Source organism: Bifidobacterium sp. MSTE12 (assembly GCF_000513015.1).
Taxonomy (GTDB): Bacteria; Actinomycetota; Actinomycetes; order Actinomycetales; family Bifidobacteriaceae; genus Bifidobacterium; species Bifidobacterium dentium.
Genome location: NZ_AZYA01000014.1, coordinates 1 through 20,266, shown reverse-complemented (window position 1 = coordinate 20,266; position 20,266 = coordinate 1). Strand labels below are relative to the sequence as shown.

Below are 20,266 nucleotides of genomic sequence, written 5' to 3'. Positions count from 1 at the left end.
GGCAGGGAGCCGGGCGCACCGCCCGCGGGACCGTTCCGTCACGGTTCCACGAATCTCGGGAACTGCGGATCGTATTCGAGCGCATACTCCTCCGACGTGCACCATTGGTGCTTCGCCACGGTGAGCAGGGCCTTCTCCGGCCCACCGTCCATGCCGTCGAATTCGGTGCGCCGCACCACGAGCACGGTATTTGAGTGCTGGCACACGGTGTCCGCGTACCTGACATCGGCCAATACCGGACGCGGGATTCGTCCGCGGTCGCGGAACCGTTCCAGAGGGAAGCGGTTCCGGTCCATGGGGATGGTGGCCACGACCGCGATGCCGAGGTCCTTGGCCAGGCCGGCCAGCCTGCGCAGGTCTGAGTCCATGACGTCCCGGTTCCTCGCCACCCGATCCGGCGCGTCAAGCACCGCCAGCTTCAGCCCGGCGGATTCCGCCAGTCCGCGACATGAGTCCATGAACCGGTCCACGTCCATGTCGCGGTCCGGTATCGATGTACAGCGGCGCGTTCCCGCAGAACGAGGCGAATGCCTCGCACCGGTCCCACTCATCCTCATCGAGGTCGCCGTCCATGAGAAGGCGCGGTGCCACCCCGGTTTCCGCCGACATGATCCTCATGATGACCTCGTCCCGGCTCAGGGAGGAACAGGAATAGGCCGTCGGACGGCCGAATCCGAGGGCCACGTGCCGTGCGACGTCCAAGGCCAAGACGTCGCTTCCCATCGAGGGGCCGCCCGCGATGGCCGTGAGGGTGCCCATCCTGAGCCCGCCGGAACGCCTGTCGTATCGGTCGAATCCGGTGCGCACATAGTGGTCGCGCGCCGGCTCGTCGCGCCATCCGGTCATCCGGCCCATCAACCCTGCCATCTCGCAGCCTATGGACGAAGCGTTGGCATGCCGTCCGACGCCCCCGCCATCCACGGGCCGTTCCGCCATCGGTTCCATCAGATACCTCTTTCCACGGTTTCCGTTTTCCTTTCTATCATGGTATCTTTTATAAAAGATAGATTGGACGTGGGTGTTTCCAAGGAGGGCATCATGACGGAACTGTCGTTGAAACTGAGGTACATGGTCATCGACCCCTGCGACCGCGGTCCCCTGCACCTGCCCATGCCCGATGGATGGCTCGACCTGCAGGACGGCAGGCTGGCGGGAACTGTGTGCGATTGGCTGGCGCGTCTGGCGTGGGACGGCTGGCGGATCGACGAGTACGGCGGGATCCGCGCGCGAGACGTGTTCGGCCTCGACGTGGAGGAGCCGGAGCACGGGGATGGCGGATGGATGGACGCGTGGATGTCCATCGTCTCCACGGATCCGGACGCACCGCGTCCCGAGGACCGGACGGACGTCGACGCCGGGACCGTCGCCGGCGAGGCCTACATGAGGATCCGGAAGGCCGTCAACCTGCTACTGCTCGTCCGCGACACAGCCGATGGCAGACGGATCGACCGGGACTCCATACCGTGCGACACCGCCATCCACCTACCCGACGTGAGACGGTCGCTGTCGCGGCTGCGGGAGGAGCTGGGCTCGTTCCCCGGATACCGGCTCGTGCTGTTCGACTACGAGGACGGGTTCACCGTCAACGACGCGTGGCTGGCCGCCATGATCGACGGCTGCGACCGGATCAACGAACACGTGCATGCCTACGCGCGGCCCGCCTGAACCCCATCCCGGACGGGACTGCGGGACGACGCGGAGGCCACACATCGCAGGGCACGCGCCACGGCACGTTCCCGACGGGCATGTTCTTTGAAAACAAACGGACGGCCGGAAACGATCCCCGAATCCGGGAACGGACCGGCCCCATCGGAAAGGAACCGAAATGACAACACACCATATCGAGACCGGAACAGGCGCGGACGGGACCCGCTTCGCCAGAATCATGCGGGACGGACCGGACTGCGGACGAGGGCTGACAGTACGGGCCCCGTCAAACCGGACGGCGGACGCGGACGGCGTGGATATGGACCCCAGGCCGGTCCCCGGAGAGGAACCGAACACGACATTGGACCACGCGGCCGCGGCCTTGGATGGCCTCCTCAGCTCGGACGACTACATCCGTATCGACGAGGACGACGTCAGAAATATCTGCGCCGACGTGGCGGCCACGCTGGTGGTGATGGAGGCCGTGTCGCCCGCGACCATCGGCGGGACGTTCGGAGACCGGCTCTCCGACCTAGGCATCCCTGGCGGCGCCGTCACGGGCGCGCTGGTCGCCATCGAGGGACCGAAGGACATGGGCCTGTCCGAGGCCTCTTCGATCGTTGACGAGGTGCGGGGGAACCTCACCGACGAGGCGAACATCATCTGGGGACTGAACCTCGCCGACACCGGCGCGACGCACGTCACCGTACTGGTCGCGACGCCACGGGAACGATGACGACGATCCTCCTCCATCGGACAGGGGCCTCTGCACCCAGAGCAGATGCGCCCGATGACGGAGGGGCTGCCCTGAACGCCACGCCCGTCTCCGATGCCCCGGCACGGGAAATGCCCGGACACGACCGGCCCGGGAAGACTCCCAGCCCCCTTGGAGCCCGGCAGGAGGACCATCGAACCGCTCAGGGGCGCAGAACCCGATAACCAGCAGACCGGCCAGACGCCGCAACCACCATATCGGAATCCGCGATACGCCCCCTCCGGCCTGCAGGCCAATCCCGACAAGCCGGAATCGTTAGCTGCGGCTGTGAGCGGTCATCACGTAAGCGCTTATGTCCAATGCGACGATGTTGGCCATGCCGCTGTCCACCTTGGTCGCGACGGAGATGATGATCACCGCCAGCAGCCAGACCATGTCGTTGCCACGTAGCCCTTTGTCATTGCGAATCTTCAACGCCTTCCAGTCGGGTGGCGCGGTGATGGGCGTGACTGGTGTAGTCCGGTCATCGTCGTGCGGCGCGTCATCCTTGCTTGCCTCCGACGCATGGTCAGAAGCGAGAGCATCCATCACGAATGCAATTGCTCGGGCCAAAAACCTCACCGAAGACCTCCTAACTTGACCAGCATTCCAGTCTGGAAACGAGCATGCAACAAGCAGCTTGTCTATGGAAATAATTTCCATTATCCTCAAACAAAAGATGGTGTAAGACAAATGACGCGCAGACATACAAGAACGAATCTCCCGCACGCAACGCAAGTGCTGCGAGCCCTGTTGTCCGAGAGCAGTATGACGGCTGCCGATCTAGCCAGAATCGCCACCTTTCCGACAGAGAGAATACGCACCCTGACACGCGGTAACGCCCCGATGTGAATCGACGAAGCGGAACGCATCGCAGCAGCCTTTGGGCGCAAGGCCACAATTTTCCTTGAGGAAAAAGACATGAAAACGCAGAAAAGACAATACGTGCTCACCCGTCAGGCCGAAATCCAAAAAATTCCGAGAGGCTCTGGAGAGTAACATATGACCTGAAGGACAGCTTCAAAACGTTCACCAGTGAGCAAGCCCAAAAAACTGTATTTCCTAAAGACTAAAGACTGTTATTACGACGGATCCAAGGGTGGCGTCTCTGCCGTTGCAGCCAAAGAAACGTATCTGATCGACATCCTTTTCAGTGACATCGAAGATCTCGACAACGCAGACACGATTCTCCTCGCCGGATGCAAAACAACCTTCATGGAAGTCGCGAAAACTTACATGCTCCGCTGGTGGGCCCCAAGCATAAATCCTAAAGATGCGGCAATCTTCGGGATAGATGAGCACAAGGAAAAGGAACGCCGTGATGAATAATTGCGCATGAAGGGCCGCATGCTACCGCGCGGAGGCCTTTCCAGAAGGTTCCTTCAACCCCGAAAAAATTGTGCTCGACAAAATGCTTGGCGCCTCTTCGCTGAGAGACAAACCAGCGTCATCGAAGCAAGCCGAGGCATTGTATTTTCCAATCATTAACAAACCTGAAGAAATGTGAATACTTCCGTTTCGTCCGATCATTGATGCGGCTGTCCTCTAAAAAAGAATGATCTTCGGTAACACTTTAAAAGAACGTATAGACACATCGAACGAACTGGATGTGCTTCATCTGAAAAGGAGGCGGACGACCATTAAAGCGACGGGCATTACACTCAATACTAGCTGGATACAACGTAACCACGCGCGTGACATCGGACACCGAATGGGTCAGAATCGTCATATCCGATGCGGAATTCGATTGGTTCTTCTCCCCCGAGGGAGAGATTGTGACTTCCGATGGATCGTCGCGCATCGCGCGATCGATTGAAGAACTGGCCACCTGCATGAGACCAATCTTTCTTCGCTAGCGATGAGCTGAACCAGTCAAGGGGCATTTTTTTGGTCAGATGTCCCTCAGACTGAAAAAGGAATTCATATCGAGACTTGGCTTAGATGACATATCCAAAAATTGAATGCTTGAGAACCATTCAATTCGATGACGGTGAATCAAGAGTATTCTTCACTGAATATGTGGCGAAAGCCTGTCAAAAAAGGATTAAGCACTCATCATTGACCATTTATTGACGAGCCTCCAAATGAATAATACCAAACATGATTTGTCGGCTTTGGGATACCCTATGTAGGTGCCGATTCCTCATTATCGAATATTGTATGTCGCGTTTCTGATGTCGCTGAGGTTAAGGACGATATATCTCCGTTTTTGGGATGGGCCGACTCGATTCATTTAAATGACTATCGGCCGCCCGTCCCATCGCGGGATGCCGGCCCGTCCGGACGCCGACGAAGGGTCAGGCATGGGCGGTACCGAAAAGGTCGAGTCCGTCCTCGCCGAACGTCTTAAGCAGACGCCTGAGCAGGAAGGTCGTGAAATACGGTGCCGTGAAGATCCTGTCACTGCTGCCGATGTTGCCCGCCGTCAGCTTGATGCCGAACCGGATGTCCGGATACGAATCCGACGAGATCAGCGTGCGCAACGATTTCGCAGCGCCGTTCTTCGACTTCACCTCGACCGGGATGAGCGCGTCGCGGGACCGGACGAAGAAATCCTCCTCCAGAGTGGAGTTCTCCCTCTTGTAGTAGTAGAGTTCGTAGCCGGCCTTGCGCAGCGCCTCGCCGACCACGCTCTCGTACAAGGCGCCCTTGTACACGCCGAGGTTCCGGTTGGCGCGGAAATCGTCGCTGGCCTCGTCGTCCAGCTGGGAGATAAGCAGTCCCGTGTCAGCGAAGTACATTTTGAACTTGTTCTCGTCATAGTTGCCGCGCAGGGGCAGTTCGGGGAACGACAGACAATGGCACACGTTCACGATTCCGGCGGTCTCCAGCCATTCCACGCATCCGCGGTAGTCCTTGAACCGCGCTCCCCTAGCGACCTTGCTGATCTGGAATTTCTTGTTCTCCTTCGCCAACTGGACCGGGATGTGATTGAACACGTTGAGGATCCGGGAGCGGTCCATGCCGTCCGCGTATTTCTGGATGTCCTCCTCGTAATCCCTCACCAGCTGGCGCTGCATATCCAAGACGCCCTCGAAGGTGCCCCGCCCGATGTAGGAGGAGACGACCTCCGGCATGCCGCCAACAGTGCAGTAGTCGAGGAACAGCGAGGTGAACGTGTCCATCTCGATCTGCGAGAAGGGCCGAAGCTCTGTCAGATGGCCGAACATGGATTCGACAGTCTCGTCGTCGTAGCCCTTGGCCCACAAGAACTCCTCGAAGTCGAGGGAGTCCATCTCGTAGTCGGTCTTGTATCCAACGCTGTTGCTCTCGATGGTCTTGTAATTGATTCCCAGCATGGATCCGCTGCAGATGACGTCGAACCGCCCGTCCTGTCTGAAGAACTTCAGCGTCGTGGCGATGTCCGGATGGTCCTGGATCTCGTCGAAGAAGATCAGCGTCTCATGGGGGATAAAACGCAATGATGGGTCGAGCAGCGACATGCTCTTCACCACTTCGTCCGCCGAATACCCGTTCCGGGTAATCGCGCGGTATTTGGGCTCCTCGACGAAATTGATCTCCACGACGCTGCGGTAGTTGGCGGGCGCGAAATGCCGGATGGCCTCCGTCTTGCCGACCTGCCTCGGCCCCTTGACGACAAGCGGCTTGCGGTTGCCGTCGGCTTTCCAATCCATGAGGAACCGGTCGATCTTCCTGCGCAGGTATGCCATTCCCCACTCCTTTCCCAAATGCCCGACGCCTTCATTTTACACTTGCATGAGCGAGATTTACAGCTTCCATAACATTTCATGAGCGAGATTTTGTCCCACTAACACATTTTGTGAGCGAGATTTTGCCATTCCGTAACATTTCATGAGCGAGATTCCATGCCTCCCCGGCAGACACTCCAGAAATGCGGCGATGCACGCGACACGGGAAAGGCTGCGCACACGGACGGCGGAAACACAAGCCAAGTCCGTAAACCTCCGTTTCTGAGGCTCACCGAGACGCGTTCCGACAGGCCCGATCGGATTCACCAAGTGTTGCATGTCGCATTGGTGCGACATGCAATGATTCGACGTATCGCTCGCACCCAACAGCGAACCGGCGTTGCGATGCGACGACGTTCCACCGGACCATCCATCGATCCCGAGACCGGCCACCATCCGACTGCCCGACTACGTCGACTTACCGTCAATCCCCGAGGCCGACCCCAAACCGCGACCCGCGTCGGACTCCCCGCCCGTCGACAAGAAACCGCCCGACCCTTCACAATCCTCATCGTCGAGACGCTAGACTGTTATACACTGGAACCTTATCGTCCGGCGGCAATCGAGCGGAAAGGCGATGGCAATGACGCACATTGACACTGGAATCCAGGATACGGAACCGATCCGGTTCCTCGAACTATTGGGGCTCGGCGACGAAGAGTTCGCCAGCTATACTATTCGTCTGAATGGCAGCAAACCGGAATGGGGCGACCTTCTCGACACCTACTATTCCTCCTATGACGACCTGATGAGATGGATCTTCACGAAGAAATGGCAGGACACGGAAGCGGTGGGAAAGATCAACACGGGCAAGGTCCTACAGTTCATCCAGCTCAGGCCGGAGGACTCCACGCGATGGCTGTTCGTAGGAGCCTACGACATCCTCGACGAGTATACGGAGGAGGACGGCACGATCCTGTACCATTACCGCGAGATCCCGAGATACGCCCCTCTAAAGGCCAGGGCCGTAGTGAACTACAAAAGGGCACCGGGATTCTCTAGCATGAGAATCATCTTCAACCTGTCCAACAGCGGAGAACGACGGAGGAATTTCCGCGAGACGATGGCCCTCGAGAAGATCGCGCAGTCCCCTGTGTCCGCGATGCCGTTCCCCGGATACGAGAATGTGCGGCTGACCCACCGGCAGCTCGCGGCGGCCGTGAACAATGAGGAATGGCGGGCAACCCTCGGCAGCGTCCAAGCGGTCTATCTGCAGACCGACAGACGCACGGGATGGCATTACGTGGGTTCCGCCTACTCACGGAAAGGAGCCACGCACGGCCTGCTGTCGCGTTGGGAGGAATACGCGTCCGGAGACCACTCCGGAGGGAACAAACAGCTCAGAAAGCTCGGCGCCGGATACATCGAGGATAACTTCCAGTACTCGATCCTGGAGATCTTCGACATGCACAAGCCAGCCAAGGAGATCATCGACCGCGAACACTGGTGGATGGACACCCTCGGATCCGTCCGACGGGACGATGACGTAGTGCCCCACGGATACAATTCCGTCGCCGAACGGGATAACGACGACCAATGCGAGTGCCCCCTGTTCCGGATGCTCCTCGGCCATTGATGGCATCCGGAAAGGAACGGCGGCATCGCCGTTCCTTCAGGCTGGGTCTTCGACGCGAGGCGTCCACGGACCCCATGCCTTGCATGCGGCCGGGCCCGTGGCGCACTCTGCCGTGCGGATGCGGAATCCTCATCACACCTCCGACAATCCTACCGGTTGAGGGTTTCATGTACACATACGCCACAATCCCCAAGATACCTATTAAGCCAAGCGCACCCTCGATGACAGCGATCCTCTTTTTAATCGTGGTCCCTTCCGACGAGTCTCCTTCTGGCGATTCGTTGGCTCGCAGCACTTCTACTTCATCCATGTTGGCATCTTCGCAATCCACCCAGCGAGCACTGGAGCGACGGCCGATACAGACGCAAGGAGTAGCGTGGTCACCGCAGCCGCCCCATTACTGCGCTCTGCCTCGCCGTGATATTCTCAACCTCATTGATGGGTTTGTCTTTAACTACTGTGAAGCTCGATAGGTTCAGGTACAACCGACTGGTCGACAAACACTTGAATGATCTTTGCGAGATCTTCATCGCGGTTTATTGCGATTTCATTGTTGAAGACCGTGCGGATGGCAAGGTAATGCATCTTCGTCATCTGGGTTTTTGCCGGTCTCGAGGCTGCTGACTGTCTGTTTGGTGATTCCGAGTTCATCAGCCAGTCTTTCGCCGGTCCAGCCCGCTGTCTTGCGAATGGTCTCCAAATAGCTCTGAAGTCTGTTGATCAGCTCTTCGTCGGTCGAATCCACGGTTCTTTCTTTCCCATTAATCTTACGTTGTCGGATAGTTTTATACTGAGTCGTATTTTGTAAATCTTAAATCGCTCTTCTCCTTACCCTCTCCTCATTCGGTTGCCGGCTGACTTATGTCGGTCCGAACGATTAACCCGATAAAGGGCAGTCTTGATTCGGAAAATGTGCGCATGGAATCAATCGTCGGGACGTTCGCGAGAGTGACGATAAGAATCCAATATCCGGATCAACGAGTACAGAACCTACAACATGTACGCTAGACACATCTGCCGGCCGCAGATGAAACCTATGCGGGTATGGTCGTAATGCGCTTTACATTCGATACCGAATCGCGTCAAGACGGTTCTTGAACGGTCCGGAGATGTATTCGCGTTCGAGAATATCGTCCAGATAAGAAATAGGAATATGAGGGTGATGGTGTTAGACTGTACTTCCAAGCCAACGGTGGCTCTCGAATGGAAGTGAGTTTTGTATGTCATTTATAATCGCCGTCCATGTGAATGAAGGAATGGTGCTTGCAAGCGATCGTCGCACCACATATACCAATACATGGGAGACAGAAGGGAAAGTAATTGAACGCATTGGAGTACATACAACAGACACAACCGATAAGACCTTTATTTGTCCCAACGGAGCCGGTATATCGACTTGTGGTGCCGCGGCATTGCTTGGAAAACCGATAACGGGTTTTATCCAAGAAATGATTAGAACCAAAATCGGAGAACAGTGTCCTGTATCAGATATTCCACAAATAATAATAGACTACTTCACCACCTTCCCATGTGTCCCAGACACGAATTTTATCGTTGCGGGATATGGGTTGGTCGATGGAGAAAAACAGCAGTTAGTTTATAGTGTGAGAGTTAGGAGCGGGAACTTCGAACAAATGGATACAAAACTACAAGGCGCAGCGTGGGACGGGGAGACATCGACTCTCTCGAGACTGCTTAATAACGTTGCAACTAAAAATGATGATGGTGGATATGACGATCTAGCATCGGAAGAAATTCCATGGGAATATTTCACGATGCAGGATGCCGTGGATTTTGCTCGCTATGCAGTAGAAACGACAATTCAGACAATGCGATTTAAAAATGTGGTTAAGACTGTTGGTGGTCCTGTTGATATTCTTGTGATAACGCCGGATGAAACCAAGTGGTTACAGAAAGAAACCTTGAAGTGAATTTAGAAAGACTTGCGAACCAGCCTTTATCTAGATACTTGATATCTAAAATCATATTATTTTAAATCCTCGGTTGCGCAAGCATGTCGCCCCAATCTCCGTAGCAATGTAGCAGCAAAGATGGTTGACTTGAATAAGCGACCGAATGAGGATTGGTCGCGACAGCGAAAGATCGTATGCTGATGGACGATCCAGCCTCATATCCGCACCATCACCCTTTACGATGATCTCCCGTTTGCCGGAAAATCGTAGTCAGGTGGTTCGGATAGTTGCGGACATGCTTCATACGCACCGCGACGGGTCTCGCTCCTCGGGCGATTCGTTTGAAGAAAACATGTATTGGCTGTTGGAGACACAGCCTGCACGGGAGGAGGGTATGGGCTGATGGGTGATGATCGGAATGCGGGTGGTGCGGGTTCCCCTGTTCCCTCTCCCGCGGGACGGCGGGCCGCACCGTTGGGGGAGTCCTTCCGGTGCGCGGTCCGTATGCTTTGCGGCACGGGTGCCCTGAGCCTTGCCGGACTGGTCGTCATGACCGTGATACGCGGGCTTGTCCCGGGCGTGCAGGTGTTCGCCGTCAGCACCCTGGTCTCCAGCGTGGCCGATTCCGACGGGAGTCTTCACCCACGTGGAACAATGTCGCTCGCGCTGCTCGCCGCCGCGATATTGACGGCCTACGTGCTGGACAATCTGATGAAATACGTGGGCGACAGGCTGACGCTACGGCTTTCGTACGACACCGACATGCAGGTGACCAGCAAGCTGTGCGCCTTGGAGGTCCAGGATTTCGAGTCGGCCGACACGTACGACACGATACAGCGTGTCGATTCGACGACGGGAGAGCATATCTTCGGATTGTTCGATACGGCGCGTTCCGCGGTCCAGTCCGTCATCGCGATCTTCGGCGTGGCCGCGGTGGTCGCGTCATGGAACGGGTGGATCGCGCTGATCCTCCTGGTCGCCCCGGTCCCGGCGGCGGTGGCCACGTTCCGTCTCCAGGCCAGGGCCTATGACATCGAGTACGCGCGGGCGCCGCAGTCACGGCTCGCCTCCTATTTCCGCGCGCTGCTGACCTCGGACGTCGTGCGCAAGGAGATTAGGATCTTCCGTCTGGCCCGCATGTTCCAGGAAAGTTACGCGGGGTTGAGGAAAAGGTTCCTGGACCAGGACGGCGCCCTTATCCGCTACAACCTGACGCAGGCGGGCACCCTCGGACTCGTTTCGGCCATGGCCAACGTGGCCGTGATCGTCTTCGCCTCCATCGTTGCCGCGGGCGGGAGCCGGGTCGGCGAGCTCGCGGGCTTCATATCCGCGACGACGCAGATGAACGGGCTCGTGCTCGCGGCGTTCCTGGGAGTGACCGGGATCTACCAGCATCTGCTGTACGTCTCGAACTGGGTGGCGCTCATACGGATGAAGCCGAGCCCGATCCGTGAGGGGACGCTCGCCCCCACGGACGGCGCCGGTGGGGATGCCGGCACATCGGATGCGGTCGCGGTCGAGTTCCGGCACGTGTCCTTCACGTATCCGGGCACCGACAACGAGGTGCTCCATGACGTCTCCTTCACGGTGCCCGCCGGCACCACGGCCGCGCTCGTGGGCCTTAACGGTTCGGGAAAGACGACGGCATGCAAACTATTGCTGCGCTTCTACGAGCCGACGGGCGGACGGATCCTGATCGACGGGATCGACATCCGGGAATACAGCCGCGATTACCTGTACGCCCGCTTCTCGGCGCTCTTCCAGGATTTCGCCAGGTTCGAGCGCTCGTTGGGCGACAACGTGGCCTTCGGCATGGGGGAAGGCTTCTCCGGTGGCGGGCGGACGGCCGTCGTTCTCGGGAGTCTGGAGGCGGTCGGGCTCGGGTATCTGCCCGACGAGCTTCCCGATGGTCTCGATACCGTGCTCGGGCGTCGTTTCGAGGGCGGACGGCAGCTTTCCATCGGGCAATGGCAGCGCGTGGCCATGGCGCGGGCGCTTTGCAAACGTCCCGGCCTGCTTGTTCTGGACGAGCCGACGGCCTCGGTGGATGCCGTTTCCGAGAAGGCGATGTTCGACGCCCTGGCCGGGCTCGATCGCGGGATGACCGTTCTTTTGGTGGCGCATCGGTTCACCACGATCGGTCATGCCGAGAACATCGTCGTCCTGGACCGGGGGAGCGTCGTGGGAACGGGAGACCATGCGACATTGCTCGAGAACTGCAAATTCTACGTGGACATGTTCCACGCCCAGGAATGCTACAGCCAATAAACCTCCCCACGCCGACACTAACGGACAGGTCTCGTACGGGTGGTCATCATTCCTCATCACGACCACCTCTCGTAGCGGTCATCCCTGTGGTCCCGCCGTCTTCGGCCGGTGAGTAGACCAAAGCCAACGGGAACAGCGCTACCGGATCACTGAGCATCAGCCCACAACAGCAGTAGGTCTCTCCGCATGACATAGGCCACGATATTCCTTCCGGGAACGAATACCGGAATCCAATACCCATCATGGTCGAGCCGATCGGGATGACCAATCAGGATGGCCGGTACAGGAGTCACCACTTTTATCCAAGGCATGTTGATACCGAAGAATTCAGTTAACTTGGAATGGCTCAGGCTTCGACCTCGACCTTTCTTGATTGAAAGAATCCTACGACTATCTGTCGGACCTTTGCCATGCCACTGGTCTTATTGTAGACACCGTGTCTCATCAGCAGTCGGCTTCCGGTCGAGGATGGGGATATGATTCCGAAGATCAGCCGTGGCTCCAATCCGGCGGGACTCGTGAAATACCTGTTCGGCCGAGGCCGGCACAACGAGCACGCCAACCAGCACCTCGTCGCATGCAGCGCGGATTTGCTCGACTCGTTCGATTTCGACGGGCGTCCGAACGCATCGTATGAGCGGATCGGGGAACGATTCGACCGTCGCTACCGGGTCAGGGAACGCAAGGACGACCCGTATCCACGCGACCGGCGGGGCAGACACAATCCGGACAAGGACCATGGCAGGGACCGTGTCTGGCACTGCTCGCTGTCCATCAAGGCCGGCCAGGGCATCCTCACCGACGACCAATGGAACGCAATCATCCACGATTATCTGAAGCGGATGAACATCCTGCCGGACGGCGACATGTCCGGCGTGACGTGGCTCGCGGTCCGCCACGGGCTAAGCCGGAACGGCAACGACCACGTGCATGTGATGGTGCAGCTCGCCACGGACGACGGATGGCTCGACACCTTCAACGACATGAAAAGCGCGCAGAGATCATGCCGGAAAATCGAACGGGAACGGCCGGAACTCGTCGAGCTCGACCGGGCGATCACGGAAAGCCATGTCAGATACCGGTACGCGGAATGGCGCCATTGGGCCGAATGGAAGGCACGGCAGGATCATACGGGCCCGCTCCCCTGGCCCATGCTCGACAGGGACGAACGCATGCGGCGGATCGCAAGCGTGGCCGCGGACACGATGCCGAAACAGCATGTGGGACGCATCGTGGAGGCGTGCGCGAAGGCGTCGAGAAGCGAGGACGAGTTCATCCGCCGCGTCCGGCGTGAGGGATTCAGCATCGACCCGCGTCTGCGCAAGGGAGTCACGAGGGAATCGTTCGACTCGCCCGGGCAGGTGGTCGGATACCGGATCACCTGGCGCAGCACGGACGGTTGGACGGAACGGTTCAACGCGACCGATCTCGGTTCCGACATGCGGTTGAGAAAGCTGCGCGGCGAGTGGATCCATGACGCGAGGAGCGAGGCCCTGGCCGTCCAGGAGTGGCGGGCGAGCATGGAGAACCGTCCGCCGCTCGTGACGGATGGCATGGAACGCGGGGCCGCGAACCTGTCCACGCATGACATGGAACGGCTGATCGACGAGGCGTTCCATATCGTGGTCAACATGTCCGCCGCCGACGGGCCGGAGGAATACGACAGGGCCGTCAGGGACGGATTACATGTGTTCGACCGGTTGAGGGAACGCTACGGGCTCCCATCCGATGATATCGACGGATGGGATCCGATGGCCGGCGACACCTTCGATACGCAGCGCGCACGATCCGCATGAGCATGCCCCCATCCGCTATCTCGTGACCCCGGATCGCTCCGCCTTGTCGATGCCAGGAATATCTAAGACGTCGGCCGAATCAAAGGATCGGGCGGCGCCATATGTGTCGGCCGAGTCCTGTAACTCCTCCCATGTCGGGACGAACACGTTCTCGTATCGCCAAGCCATGACCTCCTTGTGATATTCCCTGAACCCCTCGGGAAGAACGGTCACTCCCATGGCCTGGTCCGGTATCGAGTCGATCAGGGTGTACAGGCGGTCCGGCTCGTAACGTTCCATGAACCGGCCGAACGCCAGCGTGCATTGGGGATCCTGGCCCGACGCGATGTATTTGAGCGGCGCGATCGGCCGGCCCTGGTCGGTGACATAGCATGATCGCACATCAAGCGCGTCCTGACGGATCAGGTCCTCCCTTGACAGCCGCCGTTCGATCGCGGTCTCGGTCCGCTTGTTGTTGAACGAGTTGCCGTTATCGTACACGGGCGCGAGCCGGTAATGGCCCTTGCGGTCGGACAGGACGCCCCAGTTGGTGTTGTTGCGGTCGATGTTGCGGATGAACGCGTCGGTGACGAACATATCCCAGAATCGTTCCGTAACGCCCTCGATGCCGGCAAGTTCGGGAATACGGTTGATGGCGGCCCTCACGTCGGCCAGGACCACCCCGGAACCGGTGGAGGCGGATTCGGTGAATCCCGGTTCCTCGTCGGACAGGGAGTTCTTCAGATCGTGGAACTCCACGAGCTCCCAATCATCGTCGGTGAAATCACGGCACGCGCACACGACCTTGCCGCCACGGATGCCCAATACGGTCTCATGCACGGGGATGCCAAGCATCTCATAGACGTGGGACCCGAGGTATTCCGACAGGGGCGCCGTCGTGTACGAGGGGACCGAGCCATGCAGGCGGACGGCAGGTCCGGGGAACTTAAGGATCCAGTTGCCTCCGTCCCAGACGACACCGACCTTGCGGCCCGCATTTCCCGAATAGAACCTGCGGGACCTTTCACAACCCTCGAAATCAATCAATGCCATCATGCCTACGATTCTACCGTCCAAGACGTTCACCCCGTCATCCCCGGCGGCCATAGACGGTTCCGCGTGAAGGTCATCCGACGTCGGTCCGACCGGCCCGCCGGACCGACTGGATGTCGGACATGGAGAGTTCCATGGCCGGGACCACCGGCATCGTGGGTGTCACCGACACCTCCTGTTCGGGACTGTATTCGCCGAACAGGTCGGGCCCGTCCCACTCCTCCGGCTCGTACAGGTCGACAAGACCGGTCTCGCTGGCCGACAGGTCGCCACCCGTTTCCGAACGGGTCCTCCCTTTCCCGGCAGGATTCCCGTCGGACCGTTTCCCAGCCGCGTCCGTCGCACGCCATGGCTTGACCGGGATGGGTGCGGCGTTCTCGTTCTCGTTCATCGATCCCTCGAACAGGCTGGACGGTTCGTCGCCTTCGCTACGGTCGTCGCTGCCGGACGATTCGGGCAGGCCCGCGTCACGGAGGAACGCGATCCGGTCGCCGGCCTCATCGACCGACACGACGGCCTGCATCATCACGCATTCCGCGATACGGTCGTTCCTTTGCCCGTCCCAACCCTCGCCGAACTCCGGGTCGACATGGAACGTCTCCCCGCCATGTCGGTTCCTGAACTCCTCACGATCCATCTCCTGCCGGTCGAGACGGACGGTGAATCCCGCCTTCTCGAACGCGGCGAGCGTATCGTCCAACTGCGGCGAACGGTCGACATATGCGACGGTCACACGGTTCATGACACGGTCGGCACGCTGTCCGATCGTCTCGCCGGGATGCCGGCCCGACCATTCCTCATCCATGAGACGGCGGGCACGTTCGAGGCGTGGCGCGTATCCCGGATCCGTGCCCACGAGCATCTCACTGACGTTCCATGCCTTCAACAGGCTCGTATCACTCAGGGGCGCGCAGCCCTTATGCCCGAGCACGGTGGCGTTGAGCACCGACTCGAAACCATCGTTCAGTTCACGCCGGTGCGCGGACTCCCACGAGAGCAGTTGGGCGCGCCTAGCCTCCATCTCCTTGATCTCCGCGGCCTGCAATCTCGCCTGCCGCGCATGTTCGCCCCTGCGTTCCCTCTGCCGCTGTTGGATGTCCACGCTCAACGAACGGTGCAGCATACCCAACTGCTGGGCCATGTTGCTCCAGGTGCTGGTGAGCAGCTGGTCGAGCGCGTCCTCCGGATCCATCGCCGACATCACAATTCTCCTTCCTGCCGGTTCCCGTTCGCATCCGCCGTGCGCATGGCCGGCCGTCGCACGGGCATCCTGTGCGGTGTCCGTTCAACGTCCATGGCGGGCATGGTCTCCTCCATCTCCCTGGGACGGACCGGCCGCAGCGGCTCCATGGCCTTGCGCCGCCATCCCTTCGGCGGGCGGATGCACGGCAGCGGTGTGTTCGCCGCGGTCGAGAGGGCACGGTCATCGATGCCCAGGCTGGCGACGATGCCGGTGTCCTTGTTGAACACGCGGTCGAACAGGCCGAACGCCTGGATGTTGAAGATCATCATCTGGCCCGGCTGCTTCCGCGCGTTCTCGTACGCCCTCCACAATGCGTCGAGCTGGTAGATGAGCGGCGGGTACCGCCACCAGTCCGGCACCCACAGGAACCTGCTCGTGACGCTCTGCTGGTACGGCCACATGTTCGCGACATGCAGTTCCACGAAGCATGCGAGGTTCGGATAATACGTGTCCCTCATCGACGGGCGGGCGCCGAACTGTCCGACGATGGCCTCGCGTTCGGCATCGTCGCCTTCCAGCTCCCTCGATTCGGGAATGGACAGGACATCCTCCGCCGCGCCATCCTCCCCGCCATGTTGCGGCCCTCCGTCGCCGGCCGGATCCGATCCAGCCATGGGATCGTCCATGGCGTCATCCGTGGCCGGTCCGGATCCGGCATGCCTGGTTTCATCGGGGGATCCGACGGCGGGCGTCGCCGCGCGTTGCACGCGTTCCCCGTCGGCCAAGGCCAGATCCTCGGCGGAGGCGATGGCGAACTGTTCGGCGGTCAGGCCGGCCTTGTAGGAGAGCAGCCAGCGCAGGAACGGGATGGTCAGACCGTACTTGGTCGCGTCCGCGACACGGTCGACGGCGGCCGTGGCCCGCATGGCCCGACTGTCGCGTTCCGTCTGATCCGCATCCGGCCCGGACCGGGCATTCTCCCGCTCCCGTTCGGACTCCGCCGGCCCGGGCCTTTCGGCGGGCGGGGCCGGAACCTCCGGCATGCTCTCCCCCATGTCGATCCCGGGCTCGCCGGTCCGCGTCCCGGGCCGGGCGATGCCCGCCGGGACGGTTTCCGGGCGGGCCTGGCGGGATTCCCTGTCTTCGACGGGATTGTTCCGTGATGGTATCTGGAACGGCATTGCTATCCTTTCGATGAGCGTTTTGAGTCCCATGTCACATGGCCCGTGTCCGTCGGCCCTGACGGCCGGCCCTGGCGACAAGATCGGCCCAGACGCGCCGCTCGGTCCACGGCATGGTCCGGTCGATCTGGGCGCGGCATTGCGAGGCGAGCACAAGCGCGCGGCCGACGGGCCATTCGGCCAGATCGGACACGTCCAGGATGTTCTCCCTCTGGATGCTGTTGTTCACGCTGCGCCGGCCCCGCCCGTCCACGTTGAGGCTGCCGCGCACGATCTCCCTCTGGCCGACGAGGCTGCTGATCTCGCCGAGCCATTTCGCGTCCTTGATGCCACCCAGGTAGACGAGGATGTTCGCGTTGTTGAACAGGCTGCCGAAGTTCGTCTCCCCGAACGCGGCCTTGCCCTGGTCGGGGTTCTGCCAGATCGTCATGATCGGGATGCCCGCCGACCCGAAGTACGAGTACACGTCGGCCAGTTCGGGCCAACGGCAGATGTTCGCGGCCTCGTCGAGCACGCAGCACATGGGCCTGGGCAGGCGACGGTCGTTGTCGACGCATTCGGACTGCGCGTAATGGAACGCGGTGAACGCGACGACCGCGGTCAGGGACGCGGTCAACGCGGTCGACGGGCGCCCCTGCGCGCTCAACAGATACAGGGTGTCCCCCTCGCTGGCGGCGAAGGCGAGCGGGTCGAACACGGCGCGGCCCTCCGGCGTGCCGTCGCCCTCGCGCGGCAGGATCCATTCGATCACGTCGGGGTCGGCGAGGAACGCGACCATGGTCTGCAATGAGCCGAACACGCCGCTACGGGTCTCGGGGGTCAACGCGATGACGCTGCTGACGCGGCTGGCGATCTCGCCGTATCCCTCGTGCTGGCTGAGGATGGTCACGGGTTCGGTGTTACGTTCGCTTGACGCCCAGCGGAACACGTCCGCGACGGTCCTGCCGCCGAGGTGGGCGGCGAACAGGTAGTCGGCGAGCTGTTGGGCCGCGGTGCCCGGGAAGAAGTCGTCGCCGCCGGTGGACGGCTGGCCGGACGCGTACCGCCAGCAGTCCGCGATGCGTTTCGCGTCGGCGATGGTGCGGATCGAATCGATCAGGTTCCACACCCAGGTGGTGCGCGTGCGGTTGGGTTCGGCGATGCGTTCGGGGTCGAACACCCAGATACGCCCGTCGGGATGATCGTGCATGCGGACGGGACGGGTCACGTCGAGGATGTCGCCCTTGTTCGAGGTCGCGAGGCACGGGCCCGGCGCGGAGCAGACCGCGGGGATCGCGTAGCACAGGGACTTGCCGGAACGCGGGCCGGCGACCACGATCGCCATGTCCTCCCAGCTGGTGCTCATCGGCGTGCCGTCCACGATGTTGCGGCCGAGCGGATAGCCGGGCTCCATGGCTTTCGCATCATAGTCCCTGACGAGTCTCGGGGCCATGGTCTCGGCCCGTGCCCTGGTGACCTTGGCCACGGCGTCGCCATGACCCATGGCCGGCGCATACACGTCGACCCTGGTACGGTGCGCGCCGCCGGCGACCCTCGGCGCGACCTTGCGGACGAGCAGCCAGCGGAACGGTCCGCCGAGCATCATGGCGGAGACGATGAGGAGTCCGGCCAAAACCCATTGGCCATGGGAGAAGCCCCACTGGCGCGAGAGGATGTAGAACAAAGCGAGGATGTCGAACCCGTGGCCCGCCATCGAACAGATGAGGGCGAACACGGCGAGCACCGCCAATGCGGCGGCCACGGCGGCGACCGCGTATCGGGTGGATGGCCTGACCGTCCGCCCGAGGTCGGATACCCTGTTGGTCTGGAGTTTCGGATCGACGTCCATCCGCATGCCTCCCGCCGTCATTCCCCGTCGGCATCCTGGCCGACGGCGGGGCCGGCCGGCCCCATGGATGGTTGTGATGGCCGGCTTTGGACGGCCTTGTCCTTCCTGCGCTGGTAGATGATCGAGTCGAAGACGAGGAACTGCGCGTTGATGACGTTGCGTCCGGCCATCTCGCCGTCCTTCGGGCTGACGAACGCGGACGGCTCGCCGAGGGTTCCCCCGGCGATGACGGGATCGCCCTGTCTCATGTCGATGCGGTGCACGGTGTCGGCGGCACGGCCGAACAGTTGCACGGTCGTCTTGACCGGGCCGCGCGGATCATCCGCCCATGAGCCGTCGACGGTCCTCACGCGACGGTTCTCGTAGACGACCGCCTGGAGTTTGGACGGCAGCATCACACCGTCATCGGTGGTCTTCTCCGGCAGATAGTCGGGGTTGGCCCCGAGATTGCCCCTCACGGTCAGCATCGCCTGTGGCATGGTTCCCATCCTTCCATCAAGTGTGGCGGACGCCCGTCCTCCCGTGGCGCCCGTCACCATCCTGCGGCCGGATGGACGGCGCGGTGGCGCACCGCGTCTACAAGTTTCCCCGCCCCATGCGGGACCGGCCCTGACGACGGTCGCACGATTCGAGGCTCCGCCGGGATCCTTTCCTCCGCCTACCGTGCCAGGCCCCTCCACGCCGTGGATTCCACCAGTCCAGACAGGCCGGTCACGCCGTCGGGACCGGCCGCCGTGTCGAGTACGGCGGAGGCGAACCTGTCCGCAGGGTCGAATCCGAGGGCGCGTGCCGCGTGGTTCCGGCCGGCCTGCATGCCGGCGGGGTATTCGAAGCAGTCGAACATCGCGATCAGGCCGAGGATACGTCCCTCGACCGGTGCGGGCGCATTCTCGCTGATGGGCTCCAGGATCCGCCATGCCTGATGGTCGCGGTCGAGGAGCATGGGCCGGTCCGGGGTGGAGTCGGGCCAACGGGCCAGCAGGTCGGCAATGAGCGAGTCGACGGGAACGTCCTTTTCGGGAGTGTCGGCGATCCTTCTGAGATCCGGCATGGCCGGACGGTCCGGGGAGAGCATGTCCGTGGCCATCATGGCACGCGTCGCGTCCGGCGCGTATCGCAGGTTGACCGCGATGACGGACAGCGCATGCCGGTCGAATCCGGGTTCGGGGAAATTGTTCCCGTCCATGAGCTTGCACCATTCATAGGCGCCGGCCGACCGCCAGGCGCGGCGTGCGGCCCCGCCGCCGGCGATCACGTCATGTCGGTAGTCGTCGTCGGCGAGCTCAATCACATGGTCGAGTGACGGGCCCGTTTCGGGGTCGGCGTCCGCCAGGGCGCGGATCAGGAACGACGGGCCGTGCCCGATGTCGGGCCGGCC

The 20,266-nt window shown here is 60.9% G+C and carries 18 protein-coding genes; 7 read left to right on the top strand and 11 right to left on the bottom strand.

Going from position 1 to position 20,266, the window contains the following annotated elements; genetic code table 11:
* Positions 1 to 38 precede the first annotated feature (38 nt).
* Both HMPREF1494_RS11870 and HMPREF1494_RS11865 read right to left on the bottom strand, forming a co-directional pair.
* Positions 39 to 458: a DnaB-like helicase C-terminal domain-containing protein gene (locus HMPREF1494_RS11870; protein WP_192917657.1), complete on the bottom strand. Its 420-nt coding sequence runs from the start codon at positions 456 to 458 to the stop codon at positions 39 to 41.
* A complete protein-coding gene (locus tag HMPREF1494_RS11865) occupies positions 403 to 945 on the bottom strand; it encodes a DnaB-like helicase C-terminal domain-containing protein (protein ID WP_034519953.1) in 543 nt (180 codons plus the stop codon). The genes HMPREF1494_RS11870 and HMPREF1494_RS11865 overlap by 56 nt, the downstream gene beginning before the upstream one ends.
* 93 nt (positions 946 to 1,038) lie before the next feature.
* Between HMPREF1494_RS11865 and HMPREF1494_RS04210 the strand changes: the two genes are divergently transcribed.
* The gene (locus tag HMPREF1494_RS04210; RefSeq protein WP_081724106.1) at positions 1,039 to 1,665 is read left to right on the top strand and encodes a hypothetical protein; all 627 of its coding nucleotides are present in this window, start codon (positions 1,039 to 1,041) and stop codon (positions 1,663 to 1,665) included.
* Between the two features lie 160 nt (positions 1,666 to 1,825).
* Positions 1,826 to 2,383: a hypothetical protein gene (locus HMPREF1494_RS04205; protein ID WP_034519950.1), complete on the top strand. Its 558-nt coding sequence runs from the start codon at positions 1,826 to 1,828 to the stop codon at positions 2,381 to 2,383.
* 294 nt (positions 2,384 to 2,677) lie between these two features.
* Here the strand turns inward: HMPREF1494_RS04205 and HMPREF1494_RS04200 are convergent, their stop codons facing one another.
* Positions 2,678 to 3,064 carry a hypothetical protein gene (locus HMPREF1494_RS04200; protein ID WP_129880134.1) on the bottom strand — a complete coding sequence of 129 codons (387 nt, stop codon included), beginning with the start codon at positions 3,062 to 3,064 and terminating at the stop codon, positions 2,678 to 2,680.
* Between the two features lie 372 nt (positions 3,065 to 3,436).
* Here HMPREF1494_RS04200 and HMPREF1494_RS04195 point away from each other — a divergent pair, with 372 nt between their 5' ends.
* Positions 3,437 to 3,730, top strand: a complete 294-nt coding sequence (locus tag HMPREF1494_RS04195) for a hypothetical protein (RefSeq protein WP_034519945.1) — start codon at positions 3,437 to 3,439, stop codon at positions 3,728 to 3,730.
* Between the two features lie 968 nt (positions 3,731 to 4,698).
* Here HMPREF1494_RS04195 and HMPREF1494_RS04190 read toward each other — a convergent pair.
* Entirely contained in the window at positions 4,699 to 6,072 is a 1,374-nt protein-coding gene (locus tag HMPREF1494_RS04190; RefSeq protein ID WP_034519942.1) for an ATP-binding protein, read from the bottom strand.
* 622 nt (positions 6,073 to 6,694) lie between these two features.
* Between HMPREF1494_RS04190 and HMPREF1494_RS04185 the strand changes: the two genes are divergently transcribed.
* Positions 6,695 to 7,687, top strand: a complete 993-nt coding sequence (locus tag HMPREF1494_RS04185; protein ID WP_231495314.1) for a GIY-YIG nuclease family protein — start codon at positions 6,695 to 6,697, stop codon at positions 7,685 to 7,687.
* Positions 7,688 to 8,234: 547 nt separating this feature from the next.
* Here HMPREF1494_RS04185 and HMPREF1494_RS04180 read toward each other — a convergent pair.
* Positions 8,235 to 8,432 carry a helix-turn-helix transcriptional regulator gene (locus tag HMPREF1494_RS04180; RefSeq protein WP_034519930.1) on the bottom strand — a complete coding sequence of 66 codons (198 nt, stop codon included), beginning with the start codon at positions 8,430 to 8,432 and terminating at the stop codon, positions 8,235 to 8,237.
* A 475-nt stretch (positions 8,433 to 8,907) separates the two neighbouring features.
* Here HMPREF1494_RS04180 and HMPREF1494_RS04175 point away from each other — a divergent pair, with 475 nt between their 5' ends.
* The 3 genes from HMPREF1494_RS04175 (at position 8,908) to HMPREF1494_RS04165 (ending at position 13,664) form a co-directional block, all read left to right on the top strand.
* Positions 8,908 to 9,618: a hypothetical protein gene (locus HMPREF1494_RS04175; RefSeq protein ID WP_034519927.1), complete on the top strand. Its 711-nt coding sequence runs from the start codon at positions 8,908 to 8,910 to the stop codon at positions 9,616 to 9,618.
* 486 nt (positions 9,619 to 10,104) lie between these two features.
* The gene (locus HMPREF1494_RS04170) at positions 10,105 to 11,868 is read left to right on the top strand and encodes an ABC transporter ATP-binding protein (RefSeq protein WP_051404712.1); all 1,764 of its coding nucleotides are present in this window, start codon (positions 10,105 to 10,107) and stop codon (positions 11,866 to 11,868) included.
* A 476-nt stretch (positions 11,869 to 12,344) separates the two neighbouring features.
* Positions 12,345 to 13,664 carry a relaxase/mobilization nuclease domain-containing protein gene (locus HMPREF1494_RS04165; protein ID WP_034519925.1) on the top strand — a complete coding sequence of 440 codons (1,320 nt, stop codon included), beginning with the start codon at positions 12,345 to 12,347 and terminating at the stop codon, positions 13,662 to 13,664.
* Between the two features lie 15 nt (positions 13,665 to 13,679).
* On the opposite strand, the gene HMPREF1494_RS04160 is transcribed toward HMPREF1494_RS04165, so the two are convergent.
* The 6 genes from HMPREF1494_RS04160 to HMPREF1494_RS11565 all read right to left on the bottom strand — a co-directional run.
* Positions 13,680 to 14,699, bottom strand: a complete 1,020-nt coding sequence (locus HMPREF1494_RS04160; protein ID WP_197017148.1) for a HipA domain-containing protein — start codon at positions 14,697 to 14,699, stop codon at positions 13,680 to 13,682.
* A 70-nt stretch (positions 14,700 to 14,769) separates the two neighbouring features.
* On the bottom strand, positions 14,770 to 15,897 hold the full coding sequence (locus HMPREF1494_RS04155) for a hypothetical protein (RefSeq protein WP_034519924.1): 1,128 nt from the start codon (positions 15,895 to 15,897) through the stop codon (positions 14,770 to 14,772).
* Positions 15,897 to 17,060: a DUF4913 domain-containing protein gene (locus HMPREF1494_RS04150; RefSeq protein ID WP_231495313.1), complete on the bottom strand. Its 1,164-nt coding sequence runs from the start codon at positions 17,058 to 17,060 to the stop codon at positions 15,897 to 15,899. Before HMPREF1494_RS04150 ends, HMPREF1494_RS04155 begins: the two co-directional genes overlap by 1 nt.
* A 34-nt stretch (positions 17,061 to 17,094) precedes the next feature.
* A complete protein-coding gene (locus HMPREF1494_RS04145; RefSeq protein ID WP_034519999.1) occupies positions 17,095 to 18,888 on the bottom strand; it encodes a type IV secretory system conjugative DNA transfer family protein in 1,794 nt (597 codons plus the stop codon).
* A gap of 17 nt (positions 18,889 to 18,905) precedes the next feature.
* Positions 18,906 to 19,367: a hypothetical protein gene (locus HMPREF1494_RS04140; RefSeq protein ID WP_034519995.1), complete on the bottom strand. Its 462-nt coding sequence runs from the start codon at positions 19,365 to 19,367 to the stop codon at positions 18,906 to 18,908.
* A 179-nt stretch (positions 19,368 to 19,546) separates the two neighbouring features.
* A partial coding sequence (locus tag HMPREF1494_RS11565) for a hypothetical protein (RefSeq protein WP_034519910.1) occupies positions 19,547 to 20,266 on the bottom strand: 720 nt, incomplete at its 5' end.

Coding starts and splice junctions, on each gene's coding strand:
- HMPREF1494_RS04140 (WP_034519995.1), bottom strand. CDS start 19,367: ATGCCACAGGCGATGCTGACCGTGAGGGGCAATCTCGGGGCCAACCCC.
- HMPREF1494_RS04160 (WP_197017148.1), bottom strand. CDS start 14,699: ATGATGGCATTGATTGATTTCGAGGGTTGTGAAAGGTCCCGCAGGTTC.
- HMPREF1494_RS04175 (WP_034519927.1), top strand. CDS start 8,908: ATGTCATTTATAATCGCCGTCCATGTGAATGAAGGAATGGTGCTTGCA.
- HMPREF1494_RS11865 (WP_034519953.1), bottom strand. CDS start 945: ATGGAACCGATGGCGGAACGGCCCGTGGATGGCGGGGGCGTCGGACGG.
- HMPREF1494_RS04205 (WP_034519950.1), top strand. CDS start 1,826: ATGACAACACACCATATCGAGACCGGAACAGGCGCGGACGGGACCCGC.
- HMPREF1494_RS04190 (WP_034519942.1), bottom strand. CDS start 6,072: ATGGCATACCTGCGCAGGAAGATCGACCGGTTCCTCATGGATTGGAAA.
- HMPREF1494_RS04165 (WP_034519925.1), top strand. CDS start 12,345: ATGATTCCGAAGATCAGCCGTGGCTCCAATCCGGCGGGACTCGTGAAA.
- HMPREF1494_RS04200 (WP_129880134.1), bottom strand. CDS start 3,064: ATGGAAATTATTTCCATAGACAAGCTGCTTGTTGCATGCTCGTTTCCA.
- HMPREF1494_RS04150 (WP_231495313.1), bottom strand. CDS start 17,060: ATGCCGTTCCAGATACCATCACGGAACAATCCCGTCGAAGACAGGGAA.
- HMPREF1494_RS04210 (WP_081724106.1), top strand. CDS start 1,039: ATGACGGAACTGTCGTTGAAACTGAGGTACATGGTCATCGACCCCTGC.
- HMPREF1494_RS04170 (WP_051404712.1), top strand. CDS start 10,105: ATGCTTTGCGGCACGGGTGCCCTGAGCCTTGCCGGACTGGTCGTCATG.
- HMPREF1494_RS11870 (WP_192917657.1), bottom strand. CDS start 458: ATGGACTCATGTCGCGGACTGGCGGAATCCGCCGGGCTGAAGCTGGCG.
- HMPREF1494_RS04185 (WP_231495314.1), top strand. CDS start 6,695: ATGACGCACATTGACACTGGAATCCAGGATACGGAACCGATCCGGTTC.
- HMPREF1494_RS04145 (WP_034519999.1), bottom strand. CDS start 18,888: ATGGACGTCGATCCGAAACTCCAGACCAACAGGGTATCCGACCTCGGG.
- HMPREF1494_RS04155 (WP_034519924.1), bottom strand. CDS start 15,897: ATGTCGGCGATGGATCCGGAGGACGCGCTCGACCAGCTGCTCACCAGC.